This is a genomic window from Lutibacter flavus, from assembly GCF_900188355.1.
GTDB classification, from domain to species: domain Bacteria; phylum Bacteroidota; class Bacteroidia; order Flavobacteriales; family Flavobacteriaceae; genus Lutibacter; species Lutibacter flavus.
On record NZ_FZNX01000001.1, the window covers coordinates 949,349 to 965,850 of the forward strand.

14 protein-coding genes are annotated in these 16,502 nt (G+C 30.0%); 7 read left to right on the plus strand and 7 right to left on the minus strand.

The genetic code is table 11. The annotated features are described in order from the left end of the window. Nucleotides 1–44: 44 nt before the first annotated feature. The 5 genes from CHB63_RS04195 to priA all read right to left on the minus strand — a co-directional run bounded on the left by CHB63_RS04195 (nt 45) and on the right by priA (nt 6,902). Entirely contained in the window at nt 45–3,164 is a 3,120-nt protein-coding gene (locus tag CHB63_RS04195) for a TonB-dependent receptor (RefSeq protein ID WP_089377151.1), read from the minus strand. A 104-nt stretch (nt 3,165–3,268) separates the two neighbouring features. Beyond that, nucleotides 3,269–3,721: a 50S ribosomal protein L9 gene (rplI, locus tag CHB63_RS04200; RefSeq protein WP_089377152.1), complete on the minus strand. Its 453-nt coding sequence runs from the start codon at nt 3,719–3,721 to the stop codon at nt 3,269–3,271. A 13-nt stretch (nt 3,722–3,734) separates the two neighbouring features. Beyond that, nucleotides 3,735–4,028 (minus strand): 30S ribosomal protein S18, encoded by a 294-nt coding sequence (gene rpsR, locus CHB63_RS04205; protein WP_089377153.1) that lies wholly within the window; start codon nt 4,026–4,028, stop codon nt 3,735–3,737. A gap of 5 nt (nt 4,029–4,033) precedes the next feature. Next, nucleotides 4,034–4,375, minus strand: a complete 342-nt coding sequence (gene rpsF, locus CHB63_RS04210) for a 30S ribosomal protein S6 (protein WP_089377154.1) — start codon at nt 4,373–4,375, stop codon at nt 4,034–4,036. Nucleotides 4,376–4,460: 85 nt separating this feature from the next. Continuing rightward, a complete protein-coding gene (gene priA, locus CHB63_RS04215) occupies nt 4,461–6,902 on the minus strand; it encodes a replication restart helicase PriA (RefSeq protein ID WP_176420268.1) in 2,442 nt (813 codons plus the stop codon). A gap of 201 nt (nt 6,903–7,103) precedes the next feature. Between priA and CHB63_RS04220 the strand changes: the two genes are divergently transcribed. After that, nucleotides 7,104–8,417: a hypothetical protein gene (locus tag CHB63_RS04220; protein ID WP_089377156.1), complete on the plus strand. Its 1,314-nt coding sequence runs from the start codon at nt 7,104–7,106 to the stop codon at nt 8,415–8,417. Between the two features lie 70 nt (nt 8,418–8,487). On the opposite strand, the gene CHB63_RS04225 is transcribed toward CHB63_RS04220, so the two are convergent. Next, nucleotides 8,488–9,681 (minus strand): THUMP domain-containing class I SAM-dependent RNA methyltransferase, encoded by a 1,194-nt coding sequence (locus CHB63_RS04225; protein ID WP_089377157.1) that lies wholly within the window; start codon nt 9,679–9,681, stop codon nt 8,488–8,490. Nucleotides 9,682–9,789: 108 nt separating this feature from the next. Here CHB63_RS04225 and CHB63_RS04230 point away from each other — a divergent pair, with 108 nt between their 5' ends. Beyond that, nucleotides 9,790–10,518, plus strand: a complete 729-nt coding sequence (locus CHB63_RS04230; protein ID WP_089377158.1) for an SAM-dependent methyltransferase — start codon at nt 9,790–9,792, stop codon at nt 10,516–10,518. Then, nucleotides 10,515–11,186 carry a ZIP family metal transporter gene (locus CHB63_RS04235; RefSeq protein ID WP_089377159.1) on the plus strand — a complete coding sequence of 224 codons (672 nt, stop codon included), beginning with the start codon at nt 10,515–10,517 and terminating at the stop codon, nt 11,184–11,186. Before CHB63_RS04230 ends, CHB63_RS04235 begins: the two co-directional genes overlap by 4 nt. A 2-nt stretch (nt 11,187–11,188) precedes the next feature. Here CHB63_RS04235 and CHB63_RS04240 read toward each other — a convergent pair whose 3' ends face one another. Next, entirely contained in the window at nt 11,189–13,387 is a 2,199-nt protein-coding gene (locus tag CHB63_RS04240) for a RecQ family ATP-dependent DNA helicase (protein ID WP_176420236.1), read from the minus strand. Nucleotides 13,388–13,552: 165 nt separating this feature from the next. Here CHB63_RS04240 and CHB63_RS04245 point away from each other — a divergent pair, with 165 nt between their 5' ends. From CHB63_RS04245 to lptB, 4 genes are all read left to right on the plus strand, one after another. Continuing rightward, entirely contained in the window at nt 13,553–14,518 is a 966-nt protein-coding gene (locus tag CHB63_RS04245; protein ID WP_089377160.1) for a KpsF/GutQ family sugar-phosphate isomerase, read from the plus strand. Between the two features lies 1 nt (nt 14,519). Further along, on the plus strand, nt 14,520–15,347 hold the full coding sequence (gene tatC / locus CHB63_RS04250; RefSeq protein ID WP_089377161.1) for a twin-arginine translocase subunit TatC: 828 nt from the start codon (nt 14,520–14,522) through the stop codon (nt 15,345–15,347). Next, nucleotides 15,340–15,687 carry a carboxymuconolactone decarboxylase family protein gene (locus CHB63_RS04255; RefSeq protein WP_089377162.1) on the plus strand — a complete coding sequence of 116 codons (348 nt, stop codon included), beginning with the start codon at nt 15,340–15,342 and terminating at the stop codon, nt 15,685–15,687. Before tatC ends, CHB63_RS04255 begins: the two co-directional genes overlap by 8 nt. 77 nt (nt 15,688–15,764) lie before the next feature. Next, nucleotides 15,765–16,499, plus strand: a complete 735-nt coding sequence (gene lptB / locus CHB63_RS04260) for an LPS export ABC transporter ATP-binding protein (RefSeq protein WP_089377163.1) — start codon at nt 15,765–15,767, stop codon at nt 16,497–16,499. The last annotated feature ends 3 nt before the right edge of the window (nt 16,500–16,502 follow it).

The window sequence follows — 16,502 nt, forward strand, 5'->3', positions numbered from 1 at the left end:
AAAAACCGCCCAATTTGGGCGGTTCAAATATAATATATTTGGAATTAAAATGTATATCTTAATCCAAATTGCACTTGCCATCTTGATAATAAACTTGCATCATACACAAATGTGTCTTTTAAATCTGAGCTAAATGTATACGTTGGAGTTCCAGACCCATTAACAGAGACGCCAATTGGCTGCACTGCATTTGGTTGTTGAACCAATCCCCAATTAGAGCTTAATAAATTACCAAAGTTTAAAACATCAATGCTAAATTGTAATGAATTGTCTTGTGAGACTTTTAAATCCTGAAGAATTTTTACATCCCATCTTCCTCTCCAAGGAGCTAAAGCACCATAACGTTCAACATAATTTCCTCTTCGTCCACTTAAATAATCATCTTGTTGAATAAATTGTTCAAAAGCTTCACCTTGTCCTGCTCCAGAAAATTGCATCTGACCAATTTCAGAAGCAGTTGGAACATAAATTAAATCATTTAAAGAAGAACCGTCATTATTTATATCACCAGCATATGTATAATTAAATCTTCCTCCTTGGGCATATTCAAATACTGTAGAAATTGTAGTTCCCCATTTGTCATCAACTCCATAAGTCCAATTTTTACTTACAATACCTAAAACTCTATGCGTATCTCCATATTTAGAATACGCTAAAGTTGCATCATTTGCATTGCTTAATACTGGATTAAAATCAAATGCATCGCCAGTAATTTCAGCTTCAATAGAGTTTACATCTTTAGAATTTAAATAGTTATATGCTAAACTTGTATACAAACCATTTTCAAATGATTTTTGAGCTTTAAAGGTTGCATTAAAAGTTCTTCCTTTATCAGAATTTGTAAAAACATAAGCTGTATTTCCTTTATCCGAATCAGTATAAATCCCTCTATTATCAACACCGCTTAAGGTTCCTGATGGATTATTAAGTCCCCAGTTTTGTACGTGGGCTCCATTTATATCTTTTGTATAAGATAAATCAGTAGTAAGTACTAATCCATTTTCTAATTTTTTATCTACACCTAAACTTGTTCTCCAAACTTGAGGAAATTTAAAATCAGGATCAACAACTTGATAATAATAAACATTAGGATTTGCTATTTGGTTACCTAACCAAACAAAAGGAAAACGACCTGTAAACAACCCTGTTCCTCCTCTAATCTGCAAAGTATTGTCTCCATTTACATCCCAGTTAAAACCAACTCTTGGAGAAATTAAGAAATTGTTATCTGGCATTTTTGTTGAATCAAAGAAAACTGTTTCACCAGTTGAAGGTTTTGTATAAGGAATACCAGGAACATAAACGGCACCTCTATCAATTACTTCTTGTGCTTTCTTTGCAGAATCAAAGAATAAAGGTTTATCAAATCTTACACCATATGCTAATTTAAAATTATCATTAACATTCCATTCATCTTGTAAGTAAAATGCCATTTGACCAACATTTGTTTCAGCTAAAGCCCAAGAATCATTCGCATTATTAGCAGCATAAACCCCTTCTGCAGCTGCCATTGCATCTGCTAAGAATCCATTTGCAATTGCATCGTTAAATGCTCCCATATTTGCAAAATCTCCAAAGAAAGCTCCTACATATCCTCTGTCATCACCGTATCCATAAGCACCTAAATTAAATGAGTTATCAAATTGAAATTTTTCAAAAGAAAAACCAATAGTATAATTATGATTTCCTTTACTAATATTCAAATTATTAGTTACCTGAAAAACTTTTTGATCTAAAGTATTATGAATAGAAAAAGGTTCATGACCTGTAATAATATAATTTCCTCCACTTCCATCTTGAATTCTAAAAGCTGGCATAGGAGAAGATTTTGCATTTCTAAAATCATCAAAATGCGTAAATCCTATTTGAAATTTATTTGTAACATTATCATCAAATTTAGAATTTAATTCAGCTAAAAAAGATTGAATTTTATTATTTATTTGATAACCAGCATTTTCAAATTGAAGCATTTGAGAATTTGGTCCTCTAAACCCTAGTGCAGTTGGATGCGCTGTTTTATCTTTTGATGCATCTAAAAAGTTGTAAATAAGAGCTAAACGATTATCTTCATTAATATTCCAATCTAATTTCAAAATTCCTTTTGTACTTTCTGAATTATGCAAATAACCTTCATATTCTCCTGGATCGTATCCTATACTTCTTAATCCTGCCTGGACAGTCATTAAATCCGCAACAGAAACTCTAGATTCATTAATCGCTCCTGAACCCGTATTTGGTAACCAAGACTGACCTAAATCTGATCTTTCATCTTTTTCAAAGTTTGCAAAAACAAATAATTTATCTTTAATAATTGGAGCTCCAATACTAAAACCATATTGTTTTTGCTCTAATTTTGGAACAAAAATACTTTCTCCTTTAATTTTACTTCCAGTTAAATCTTGATTTCTGAAATAACCATAAACTGTACCTGAAACTTTGTTTGTACCACTTTTAGTTACGGCATTTATGGATGCTCCGGTAAAACCAGATAAAGTTACATCATAAGGAGCCGTAGACACAGAAATTTGCTCAATTGCATCCAAAGAAATTGGTTGAGAATCTGTTTGTCCACCTGGTGTTGCAGCGTCTAATCCAAAAGGATTGTTGAAAATTGAACCGTCTAAAGTAAAATTATTAAACTGGTCATTTCTACCTCCAAATGAACCTCCTGAAGCTGATGGATCTAATCGAGTAAAGTCTGAAGCTGATCTAGAAATTGAAGGTAAATTTGTTAGTTCTCTTTTACCAACACTTGTTTCTGCTCCTGTTCTATTATTATTAAAAGTAGAATTTCTTCCTCCTGTAATAACCACTTCACTTAATTGCTCACTTTCACTAACCATTTTAACATTTAGGTCAAATGCCTTTCCTAAATCTAAATAAATGTCTGTATACTCGATAGTTTTAAATCCAACATAACTAAAAGTTACGGTATAAGGACCTCCAACACGTAAGTTTGGTATTGAAAATCTTCCTCCTTCCAGAGTCATAGTACCCGAAATAGTTCCGGTAGGTGTATGTTTTGCAACCACATTTGCTCCAAATAGACCAGCTGATGTTTCATCATGTACAACACCTTGTATTTTAGAACTTGTAACTTGAGCAAAACCTGAAGCAACAAAAATAAGGGTAATAAACAATGTTAATTGTAATTGTTTTTTCATTTGTTTTATATTTTAATTAATTGAGTTAATTATAAATCAAATGTAAAAAAAAGCCCACTTCAAAAGTGGGCTTTCATATAAGTTTATTAACTAAAAACTGTTAATTACTTTGCTTCAGCAATAATATCAATAGGTAATTCTACTACAACTGCTCTATGTAATCTAATAGTAGCATTGTATTTACCAAGTCTTTTGATGTTTCCACCTTCAACTTTAATGTATTTTTTATCTACTTCATGACCAGCAGCAGCTAATGCTTCAGCAACATTGCCATTGCTTACAGAACCAAATAATTTTGTTCCATCTCCAGTTTTAGCACTGATTTTAATTTCTAGCTCTTTAATTGCATCTGCAATTTTTGTAGCGTCTTTAATTAGTTTTTCTTCTTTAAAAGCACGTTGCTTTAAAGTTTCTGCTAATACTTTTTTCGCTGAAATAGTTGCTAATACTGCAAATCCGTGAGGAATTAAAAAGTTACGACCGTAACCATTTTTTACAGTAACAACATCATCTATAAAACCTAAGTTTTCAACGTCTTGTTTTAATATAATTTCCATGATCCTCTTTCTTTTATTTTAACATATCGCCAACATAAGGCATTAAAGCTAAGTGACGTGCTCTTTTAATAGCAACAGAAACTTTACGTTGAAATTTTAATGATGTTCCAGTTAAACGACGTGGTAAAATTTTACCTTGTTCATTTACCAAGTATAATAAGAAATCGGCATCTTTATAATCAATATACTTGATACCATTCTTTTTAAAACGACAGTATTTTTTAACCTGTTTAGTGTCAATATCTAATGGAGTTAGGTAACGAACCTCACCTTGTTTTCCTCCTTTTGCTTGTTGTTCTATAGACATAACTCTTATTTTTTAGATGCGTTATTTCTTACTCTTCTCTTTTCAGCCCAAGCAACAGCATGTTTATCTAATGCTACAGTTAAATAACGCATAACGCTATCATCTCTTCTGAACTCAAGTTCGAATGGAGTAATTGATTGTCCATCTACTTTGTACTCAAATAAGTGGTAAAATCCACTTTTTTTGTTTTGAATTGTGTAAGCTAATTTTTTTAGCCCCCAATTTTCTTGTGAAATCATTTCGGCACCTTTAGAAACAAGATAGTCCTCGAACTTCTTTACTGTTTCCTTTATCTGTACATCAGATAAAACGGGATTCAAAATGAAAACAGTTTCGTAATGATTCATAATTAATAATTTAAGTTTTACTTTTAAGGCTGCAAATATACTATTATTTACTTAAATGGCAAGGCCTAATTTTAATTAAATGAACTCAATAATTATCAACGTCAATATTAAACTTAATTGGCCTAAATTCTTTAATCGCCTGAAAAGAGTTTTTAACTCGTAATATGTTAGTTTTAGTTGCTCCCAAAGCCTGTTTTTGAGGAATTTTAATAATAATATGACGAATATAATAATTCCTTATTTTTGATATAGCCGGGGTTGTAGGACCTAAAACATTTTCTTTAAATTGAGAAGTTAATGATTTACCTAACCAATTAGCGCCTTCATCTACCCTATTAAAATCTTTATGTCTAAGTGTAATTTTAATAATTCTATAAAATGGCGGATAATGATATTGCCAACGTTCGTCTAACTGCTCTTTATACATTTCTTCGTAAGAATTGGTAGAAACTTGTTGTAATATTTGATGATGAGGATTAAATGTTTGAATGGCAACTTTCCCTCTTACCTTTTTACGCCCAGCCCTTCCAGAAACCTGAACCATTAATTGGTAACTACGTTCATGGGCTCTAAAATCAGGAAAATTTAACATTGTATCTGCATTCATAATACCTACTAAAGATACATTCCCAAAATCCAATCCTTTTGAAAGCATTTGAGTACCTACTAAAATATCTATTTCCTGTGCTTCAAACTGACCAATAATTTTTTGATATCCATATTTACCACGCGTAGAATCCAAATCCATTCTTCCAATTTTGTGATTTGGAAATAACTCTCCTAATTCCAGTTCAATTTGCTCTGTACCAAAACCCTTCGTATTTAATTTTTCACTCCCACAAGCTCCGCAATTATGCCGCATTGCTTGTCTATATCCACAATAATGACAGCGTAATTCTTTTCTAAAACTATGAAATGTTAAACTAACATCACATTGAGGACATTGTGGCGAAACACCACAAGTTTCGCATTCTACAACAGGCGCATATCCACGTCTATTTTGAAATAAAATAATTTGTTCTTTTTCATTTAAAGCATCGTTCATCATTTCAAGCAATCTATCCGAAAAATGACCGGTCATTCTTTTTTTACGATGCTTTTCTTTAATATCAACTAGTTCAATTTCAGGCAATAAAACATCTCCAAACCTTCTATTAAGTTCTACTAAGCCATATTTACCTTGTTGTGCATTATAATAAGTTTCTACACTTGGTGTGGCAGTACCTAACAATACTTTTGCATTATGGTGGTTTGCCAATACAATTGCAGCATCACGTGCATGATATCTTGGAGCAGGATCATATTGTTTAAAAGAAGGTTCGTGTTCTTCATCAACTATTATCAAACCAATGTTGGAAAAAGGTAAAAATAGTGATGATCTAGCTCCTAAAATTAGTTGTGCCTTTTGTTTATTTTCTAATACATTATTCCAGACTTCAACACGTTCATTCATTGAATATTTTGAATGAAATACTGATAAATATTCTCCAAAATAATATTGTAATCTTTCAATTAATTGAGTTGTTAACGCTATTTCCGGAAGCAAATACAATACTTGTTTTCCATCTTCAAGTAATTGTTTAATTAATTTAACATATATTTCTGTTTTGCCACTACTTGTAATTCCTTTTAATAATACCGTGTTTTTAGTTTGAAAAAAAGTTTTAATGGCTTCATAAGCTATTTCCTGATGTTCAGTTAACTCTTTTATTTTAGAAGATTTTCCATTAAAACTGATACGATCTTTTTGAATAAAATAATATTCAAAAATATCCTTATCAACTAAAGATTTAATAACGGCTAAAGAACAATTTGAATCTTCCTGAAGCTTTGAAACTTTAATAGGCTTCTTACCAGTTTGTAATTGAAAATATCTTAATATTAACTCACGTTGTTTTTTTGCCCGACTTAATGTTTCTAATAATTCTGACAGCTTATCATTAGAATTCCACTCCTCTTTTAAACGAATGTATTTCACCAACTTTGGCTTATACTGCTCGTAAATCTGCTCTTTAACAACAATTACATTTTTCTCTATCAAGCTTTTAATAATAGGAAAGACTGATTTTTTCCCTAAAATTTCAATTACTTTAAAAATAGAAAGTTGGGATTGATGTTGTAAGGCTTCAAAAATTAAAAATTCTTCACCCGAAAGCTCATTTTCTTTTGAAAAACCTGCAACAGCCTGAATTTCAGTTTCACTTTCCAACAAAAATGCTGATGGTAAGGCTGCTCTAAAAACTTCACCTAAAGAACACATATAATATTTAGCAATCCATTCCCAATGTTTTAGTTGAATATCATTTACAACAGGTGTTTCATCTAAAATTTGATGAATTTCTTTAGCTTCATACCCTTCCGGAGCTATAGTATGAATTGAATAAACTAGCGCTGTGTATATTTTTGATTTTCCAAATTCTACGGCAACTCGCATTCCTGGCTTTAAAAAGTCAGCTTCAGCTTCGGTTATTTTATAGGTAAATAACTTTTGAAGTGGTATGGGTAATATTGTATTTATATAATTAATAGGATTCTATTTAAAATGGTATACAAAAATAATTATTTGAATTTCCTAATCACTTAAAATTTCATTTTTTAAACAATAATATTTTACTTCACTGATAATTAAACCTTTATGATTTAATTAATTTTTTGGCACGCTGTTTGTAACTAAGTAAACATATAATGCTTACCAACATTATAAGTATTAACATTAAAACCCAATATTATGAAAAACAACATATTTTTATTCGCAACATTTTTATTAGTAAGTTTAGGAGCAGTTGCTTCAAACACTACTAATTCAAAATCAACAAACTTTAATCCATATTATGACAATAATGGAAATTCATTCACATTTGTTGAGAGAGGCGTAACATTTTCTGTTTTTCAAAATGGAGAATTCGATTTCTACATGAACTCTCGAAATGGTGTTAATGCAAGCTATCAAAGCAATGGTATTAATATTAGTTATAACTCTGGTTACAATTATGATGCCTATGTACAATATGATGATTTTGGAGCCATCATTCAAATTGAAGATATTCCAATTTATTACGACTATTATGGTCGTGTTGAACGAGTTGGGAATATAAATATCAATTATAATAATGGTAGATTGGCACGATTGGGAGGTTTAAGAGTACACTATAACAATTACGGTTCTTATTCTCACTATTCAGGATTTATAAACATACACAACCGTAATTATGTATATCATCCATACCATAACTATTTTTCAAGACCTTTATTCGATTTTAGAATTGTAAGTTACAGACCTTATAGAAATCATTATAAAGCAAATAGATATACATATAATAGAGACCATTCTAGAAACCATTATTACAATAACAATAAATATTATCGTAATAACAATAAACATTACAATAACAACAAACGTAATGGTCATAATACAAGACAACGTGTTGCAACTCAAAATGTTCCTAAAAGAAGAAATGATAATCAAATAGCGAGCCGAAACAGGCACGATATGAAATCGAATACTAGCATTAAAAGAAATACAAAAGGTATTAAATCTAATGACAGAAGTATTAATAGAAACACAACTGCAAACAGAACTAATGGAAATTCCAGAGTAGATAGAAACAGAAACACAACTGCAAACAGAACTAATGGAAATTCTAGAGTAGATAGAAACATAAACACAACTGTAAACAGAACTAATGGAAATTCTAGAGTAGATAGAAACATAAACACAACTGCAAACAGAACAAATGGCAATGCTCGAGTAGAAAATACAAGAAATAGAACCGCTAATAGAGTTAAAGATAATTCAAGAACTGTTAAGAATAGAAATAGTAACGTTACTAATAGAAGTCAAAACAGAGTTACTCAAGATCGTTCTGTAACTAATAGAAAGCCTGCTAAAACACAAGAAAGAAGATCTGTAGCAACACAAAACAGATCAAAAACAACTCAAACTCGCAAACCTGTAAGAGTTCAAAATAGAAAAAGTACATCATCAACTGCTTCTAGACAATCAGGAAAGAATAATAGTAATACAAGAAAAAGAAGAGGATAGAAAATTGAGTTTACAAAAAAAGCTTTACAGAAATGTAAAGCTTTTTTTATGTTCAATATTTTAGAAAAAATTAATCTTCTTTGTTTTCACTCTCGTCTTCATAATTAATTTGTTTCTTGGCTTTTTTGCTTCCTGCATACATATCATAACGCACATAAATACAGTCTAAATCACCATTTTTCAATTTTATTCTTCTTGAAGTTCGCAAACCAACATGTTTAATTGCGTCTAAATTTGATGTAATAAACCAAACTGTAGAATCTGGATATCCACCCTTTAAAGTATCTCCAATTTTTTTATAAAATTCTTGCATATCAATATCCAAACGCTCTCCATAAGGAGGGTTGAATAATATAGTTGTTTGTCCAAAAACTTCTTTCATAGAATTAAAGAAATTGACATGATGAATCCCAATAAACTCACTTAAATTAGCGTTTTCAACATTTTCTTTGGCTTTTCTAACAGCAGATGGAGCTTTATCAAATCCCATAATTTTAAAATGAGAACTTCTAATTTTCTTCAATAAAGATTCCTGAATAGTAAAATACAAATCTTCATCATAATCTTCCCATTTTTCAAAACCAAATTCTTTTCTATTGATATTTGCAGGTATATTATTAGCAATCATAGCTGCTTCTATTAAAATAGTACCGGAACCACACATTGGATCAATAAAATTACAATCTCCGGTATATCCTGAAAGCAATACTAAACCGGCAGCCAGTACTTCATTAATTGGTGCAATATTAGTAGCACTTCTATAACCTCTTTTATGTAAAGAATCTCCAGAACTATCTAAAGAAACTGAACATAGATCACCTTGAATATGTACATGAATTTTTAAATCTGGATATTTTATATCTACATTTGGACGTTTGTGGTATTTATGTCTAAAATAATCTGCAATTGCATCTTTAGATTTTAATGAAATATAATGAGAATTTGTAGTAAAGTTCTTTGAATTTACAACCGCTCCAATAGCAAATGTACTATCAACAGTCATAAATCGTTCCCATTCTATTTGCATTAATTTTTTATACAAATCATCTTCATCAGCTACTTTAAAACGTTTTATTGGCTTTAAAATTCTAATAGCTGTTCTTAGGGCTATATTAGCTTTGTACATAAAACCTTTATCTCCTGAAAAAGAAACATTTCTTACTCCAACTTGAATGTCCTGTGCTCCTAAATTCTTTAGTTCAGTTTCCAAAACTTCTTCTAAACCAAACATTGTGGTGGCAACCATTTTAAAATTATGATTCATATCTTTTTATTTTTGCAAAAGTACTTAAATATTTAACCCTTTCAATATTTAACGATAAATACACCCCAAAATAAAACATTTGAGTATTTTTGTTTCCATTTTAAAATTATGACAAAAAATAAAGAATGGTTTGCTTCGTGGTTTGATACCAGTTATTATCACATTTTATATAAACATAGAAATTTTTCAGAAGCTCAGGAATTTGTACAAAATTTAGCTTCTTTTTTAAAAATTAAAAAAGAAGATTTAGTACTGGATTTAGCTTGTGGAAAAGGGAGACATTCTATTTATTTAAATAAATTAGGATTTAATGTAGTTGGTGCCGATTTATCTAAAAACAGTATTCGTTTAGCTAAAAAGTTTGAAAATAGCACCTTACGATTTGTCGAGCACGATATGCGAAATCCTTTTAAAAACAAATTTGATGTAATTTTAAATTTGTTTACCAGTTTTGGTTTTTTTGAAGATGACAAAGAAGATATTGGAGTTTTAAAAAATATAAAAGATGGCTTAAACCCTAATGGAACAGCTGTAATTGATTTTATGAACTGTAAAAAAGTAATTGCAAATTTAGTTCCAGAAGAAATTCAAGAAATTGATGGTATTACTTTTAAAATATCCCGTTATCTAAAAAATGGTTTTATTGTAAAGGAAATTAATTTTGAAGCAGATGGCAAGCATCACACTTACTTTGAAAAGGTAAAAAGTTTAGATTTAACAAAAATTAATTCATATCTGACCGCAGTCGGTTTTAAAATAAAACATACTTTTGGTAATTATCAGTTAGATCCTTTTAATGAAGAAGTTTCAGATCGTTTAATTTTAGTATTAGAATGACATATTTAGCGCTAATTTTATCAGTTTTAATAGGTGTAATTATTGTTTTTGGGCTAAAGCCAAGCAATAAGTTTGTTCAACTTTTACTGGCTTTTAGTGGGGCTTATTTACTATCTATTACAATTTTACATTTATTTCCAGAAGTTTATATTGGTAATAAATCAAACATTGGTTTATATATTATTCTTGGACTTTTACTTCAATTAATATTAGATTTTTTCTCAAAAGGTGCTGAACATGGACATATTCATATACATGATAATATTGCTTTTCCTTGGGCCTTATTTATAAGTTTAGGGATTCATGCATTTATGGAAGGAATTCCTTTAGCCCATAACCATAATCATGAACATTTACTTTGGGCAATTGTGATTCATAAAATTCCGATTTCAATTATTTTGGCAACATTTTTTGTGAAATCAAAAATATCTAAAAATCACGCTATTTTATTTTTGATATTATTCGCTTTAATGTCACCATTTGGAAGTTTAGCTGGTGAAAACATATCAATATTAGCTACTTATAAAACTGAAATTACAGCAATAATAATAGGGGTATTTTTACATATTTCAACTATTATTCTATTTGAAACATCTAAAGATCATAAATTTAATTTATTGAAATTTATTGCGATACTTGTTGGTATGATTGTAGCTTATTTAGCTTAATATTAATTGGCAACTTCACTAATAAACTTAATACGCATTAACCTTAATTCGTCATCGTCATAATCTCCATCAAATTCATCTAATGCCTTTTGAATACTATCATCCTCTGCTTCCATAAAGTATTCAAAAATCTCTTCTTGTTGATCTTCATCTAATAATTCATCGATGCAATAATTAATATTAATTTTTGTACCACTATAAACAATACGCTGCATCTCCTCTATCAATTCCTTGAATTCCAAACCTTTAGCCTTTGCAATATCTTCCAAAGGAAGTTTTCTGTCTGTATTTTGAATGATATACAATTTTAATCCAGAATTTACACCTGTACTTTTTACAACAAAATCATCAGGTCTTAAAATATCATTTTCATCAACATATTTTGCTATTAAATCAATAAAAGGTTTTCCAAATTTTCGTGCTTTACCTTCGCCAACTCCATAAATATTCTTTAATTCATCCATTGTAATTGGATATTTTAAAGCCATATCATCTAATGAAGTTTCTTGAAAAACAGCATATGGCGGAACCCCATTTTTTTTAGCAACTGTTTTCTGAAGTTCTTTTAGTAATTTAATAAGAACTTCATCTGCAGAAGAACCACCTGCTTTTGAATTTGTAACAATTGTAATATCATCACCTTCTTCATACATATGATCTTCTGTCATCATAAAAGACTCAGGTTTTTCAATAAAATCCAGACCTTTATCTGTAATTTTCACAACACCATATTGTTCAATTTCCTTCCTAATAAAACGAGCTACCAACGCCTGTCTAATAAGTGCCATCCAATACTTATCATCTTGATTTTTACCCGACCCAAAATAAGGTTGTTGATCTGTTTTATGAGAATGAATTAGCGCATTTACTTTTCCTATTAAAATACTAACAATATCTTTAGATTTGTATTTTTCATTAGAAAGTTTAACACATTCCAACAGCGTTTTTAAATCGTCTTTTGCTTCATGCTTTTTCTTAGGATTTCTAACATTATCGTCCATATTGGCTCCTAAACCATTAACTTCATCAAATTCTTCACCAAAATAATGCAATAAATATTTTCTACGAGACATTGAAGTTTCTGCATACCCTACAACTTCCTGTAACAAAGCATTTCCAATTTCTTGCTCAGCTATAGGTTTTCCAGATAAAAATTTCTCCAACTTCTCAATATCCTTATAAGAATAATATGCTAAACAATGTCCTTCTCCTCCATCACGACCGGCTCTACCAGTTTCCTGATAATAACTTTCTAAACTTTTTGGAATGTCATGGTGTATAACAAACCGAACATCAGGTTTGTCAATTCCCATACCAAATGCAATGGTAGCTACTACAACATCTACATCTTCCATTAAGAACATATCCTGATGTTTTGCGCGTGTTTTTGCATCTAATCCTGCGTGATATGGCACTGCTTTAATTCCATTAACTTGCAAAACCTGTGCAATTTCTTCAACCTTTTTTCTACTTAAACAATAAATAATACCCGATTTATTTAAGTGCAACCTAATAAAACGAATTATATCAGAGTTTATATTACTGGTTTTTAAGCGTACATCATAATATAAATTAGGTCTGTTAAAAGATGCTTTAAATGTTTTAGCAGTAGTCATTCCTAAGTTTTTTAAGATATCTTCCTGAACCTTTTCTGTGGCTGTTGCAGTTAATCCTATAATTGGTACATCATCTATTCTCTCAATAATAGACCTTAAATTTCTATACTCTGGTCTAAAATCATGTCCCCATTCAGAAATACAATGCGCTTCATCTATTGCAACAAATGAAATTTTTTGAGATTTTAAAAATTCTACATACTCTTCTTTAATAAGCGATTCAGGAGCAACATATAATAATTTTGTTATGCCATTTACAATATCACTTTTAACCTGAGCTACATCTGTTTTATTTAACGATGAATTTAAAACGTGTGCAATTCCTTTATGTGAAGAAATCCCTCTAATTGCATCTACCTGGTTTTTCATTAAAGCTATTAATGGAGAAACTACAATTGCCGTACCTTCTTGAATTAATGCAGGTAGTTGATAACAAAGCGATTTTCCACCTCCAGTTGGCATAATAACAAATGTATCATTACCATCAAGAATACTTTTTATTACTTCCTCTTGCAATCCCTTAAACTTATTAAAACCAAAATAAGTCTTTAATTCCTTATAAATATCAATGTCTTTACTTGTCATTCTATCTTTTGAACTTCTAATTATTTAAAATAAATATGAATTAAACTTTCATATTTAATAATCAATTTTTTATTTTTCTATTACTTTATTCAATTTCTAATTAAATAAATATATTTTTGTTTTCATTAAAGATAAAACTTTTTTTTAATAGTAAAACTTAATCTTTTGAAAAATAAAAATACAATTATAGATATCGCTAAACAAACAATTTTGGATGAAAGCGAAGCAATTGCGAATTTAGCAAATTTATTAAATGAAGATTTTACAAAAACTGTAAATTTTATTCATTCTTCAAATGGAAGAGTAATTGTTACTGGTATTGGGAAAAGTGCAAATATTGCAACTAAAATTGTAGCAACTTTTAATTCCACCGGAACACCAGCCATATTTATGCATGCTGCGGATGCTATTCACGGGGATTTAGGAAATATTCAAAAAAATGATGTTGTAATTTGTCTTTCAAAAAGCGGAAATACACCCGAGATTAAGGTATTACTTCCTTTAATTAAAAATTACGGCAACAAAGTGGTGGCAATTACAGGAAATTTAGAATCCTTTTTAGGCACTCATGCAGACTTTGTTATTAATTCATATGTTGAAAAAGAAGCTTGTCCAAATAATTTAGCACCAACATCAAGTACAACTGCTCAATTAGTTATTGGTGATGCTTTGGCTGTTTGTTTGTTAGAGAAAAACAATTTTTCAAGTAAAGATTTTGCCAAATATCATCCTGGGGGATCATTAGGAAGAAAATTATATTTAAGAGTTCATGATTTAATTGATAAAAATGAGTTACCAGTGGTACATCCACAAACTCCAATAAAAGATGTTATTATAGAAATTTCAAAAAAGCGTTTAGGAACCACTGCTGTAATAGAAAACGATAAAATTGTTGGAATAATAACTGATGGAGATTTAAGAAGAATGCTAAAAGACAATTTAGATATTGGCAGTTTAATTGCAAAGGATATAATGGGAAAAAATCCTAAAACTATTTCAGTGGATGCTATGGCTGCTGAAGCTCTGGAAACTATGGAACGAAATAATATTACACAAATTTTAGTTGAAGACCGCTCAAAATATGTAGGAGTTGTACATTTGCATGATTTATTAAAAGAAGGAATTTTTTAAAATGGCCAAAAAAATAAAAGAAGAAAAAGAAATGTCTTTTTTAGACCATGTAGAAATACTAAGATGGCATTTAGTACGCTCCACAGCTGTTGTATTTATTTTTGCAATTGGAGCGTTTATCATGAAAGATTTTGTATTTAATACAATTCTATTTGCACCAAAAGACGCCAATTTTATTACATATCGTTTTTTTTGTGAAGTATCTAAAGTATTTGGCACAGATGGCTTATGTATAGATAACATCCCTTTTACTTTTCAAAGTTTGGCGATGGCTGAACAATTTAGTGTACACATTTGGACTTCATTAACGGTTGGATTTATAATTGGATTTCCATTTATAATATGGGAGTTTTGGAAATTTATAAGCCCTGGCTTGTATGAGCAAGAACGTAAAGGAGCTTCCATCTTCATTATTATATCTTCAATTTTATTCTTTATAGGTGTATTATTTGGTTACTATTTAGTAACACCTCTTTCTGTAAATTTTTTAGGAAATTATTCTGTAAGTGAAGTAGTTGAACGAAATATTACTATAGGGTCATACATTTCACTTGTACGCTCATCATCATTGGCTTCTGGTTTAATATTTGAACTACCTATTGTGATGTTTTTCTTAACAAAAATGGGACTTATTACTCCAGATTTTTTAAAAAAATATAGAAAACATGCATTGGTTGTAGTCCTGATATTAGCTGCAATTATCACACCACCAGATATTATTAGCCAAGTAATTGTAGGTATTCCTATTATGGTTTTATATGAAGTGAGTATTATTATTTCTAAAATAGTTGTTAAACGAGAACTTAAAAAAGAAAAGCAAAATGCCTAATCAAGTTGAAGAATTTAATGCGTATCGATTAAAAATGAATGATAAAATTTTGGCTGAAGACAATAAAGTCATTAAAAGAATCTTTAATTTAGATACAAATGCATTTAAAAAAGGACATTTAGACGTTAAAACAAAAGAATTATTAGGTTTAGTGGCTTCAACAGTTTTAAGATGTGATGATTGTATAAAATACCATCTTGAAACAGCTTATAATGAAGGTATTACTAAAGAAGAAGTTATGGAAACACTTTCCATTGCAACTTTAGTTGGTGGTACCATAGTGATACCCCATTTAAGAAGAGCCTATGAATTTTGGGAAGAACTGGAATCAAAGGGTTAAGAGTTCTATTAAGATAATAAAGACCAAATTAAACAATTTTACATTTAAACAATTTATCGATTTAACAACTATTCAAAATGAAATTAAGAGCTGAAAATATCAAAAAGAAATACGGTAGCAGATATGTTGTAAAAGGAATTTCTCTTGAGGTTGAACAAGGTCAGATTGTTGGGCTTTTAGGTCCAAATGGAGCAGGAAAAACTACTTCATTTTATATGATAGTTGGTATGATAAAACCAAATGAAGGGGAAATTTATTTAGATGATCAGCCAATTACGGACTTTCCAATGTACAAAAGAGCGCAGGAAGGTGTTGGTTATTTAGCACAGGAAGCTTCTGTGTTTAGAAAATTATCTGTTGAAGATAATATTATGTCAGTCCTTCAATTTACTGATTTATCAAAAAAGGAACAAAAGGATAAATTAGAATCTTTAATTGAAGAATTTAGTTTAGGTCATGTTCGTAAAAATCGTGGAGATTTATTATCTGGTGGAGAACGTAGAAGAACTGAAATTGCCCGAGCATTGGCATCAGATCCAAAATTTATTTTATTAGATGAACCTTTTGCAGGGGTAGACCCTATTGCGGTTGAAGATATTCAAAGTATTGTAGCCCATTTAAAAGATAGAAATATTGGTATTCTTATTACTGATCATAATGTGCAGGAAACGTTGGCTATTACAGATAAAACATACTTAATGTTTGAAGGAGGTATTTTAAAAGAAGGAACTCCTGAAGAACTTGCTGCAGATGAAACCGTTAGACGTGTTTATTTAGGTAAAGATTTTGAATTGAAAAAGAAGAAATTTTAAATT

Coding starts and splice junctions, on each gene's coding strand:
- tatC (WP_089377161.1), top strand. CDS start 14,520: ATGGCCAAAAAAATAAAAGAAGAAAAAGAAATGTCTTTTTTAGACCAT.
- lptB (WP_089377163.1), top strand. CDS start 15,765: ATGAAATTAAGAGCTGAAAATATCAAAAAGAAATACGGTAGCAGATAT.
- CHB63_RS04230 (WP_089377158.1), top strand. CDS start 9,790: ATGACAAAAAATAAAGAATGGTTTGCTTCGTGGTTTGATACCAGTTAT.
- CHB63_RS04255 (WP_089377162.1), top strand. CDS start 15,340: ATGCCTAATCAAGTTGAAGAATTTAATGCGTATCGATTAAAAATGAAT.
- CHB63_RS04225 (WP_089377157.1), bottom strand. CDS start 9,681: ATGAATCATAATTTTAAAATGGTTGCCACCACAATGTTTGGTTTAGAA.
- CHB63_RS04235 (WP_089377159.1), top strand. CDS start 10,515: ATGACATATTTAGCGCTAATTTTATCAGTTTTAATAGGTGTAATTATT.
- CHB63_RS04240 (WP_176420236.1), bottom strand. CDS start 13,387: ATGACAAGTAAAGACATTGATATTTATAAGGAATTAAAGACTTATTTT.
- CHB63_RS04220 (WP_089377156.1), top strand. CDS start 7,104: ATGAAAAACAACATATTTTTATTCGCAACATTTTTATTAGTAAGTTTA.
- rpsF (WP_089377154.1), bottom strand. CDS start 4,375: ATGAATCATTACGAAACTGTTTTCATTTTGAATCCCGTTTTATCTGAT.
- rplI (WP_089377152.1), bottom strand. CDS start 3,721: ATGGAAATTATATTAAAACAAGACGTTGAAAACTTAGGTTTTATAGAT.
- CHB63_RS04195 (WP_089377151.1), bottom strand. CDS start 3,164: ATGAAAAAACAATTACAATTAACATTGTTTATTACCCTTATTTTTGTT.
- rpsR (WP_089377153.1), bottom strand. CDS start 4,028: ATGTCTATAGAACAACAAGCAAAAGGAGGAAAACAAGGTGAGGTTCGT.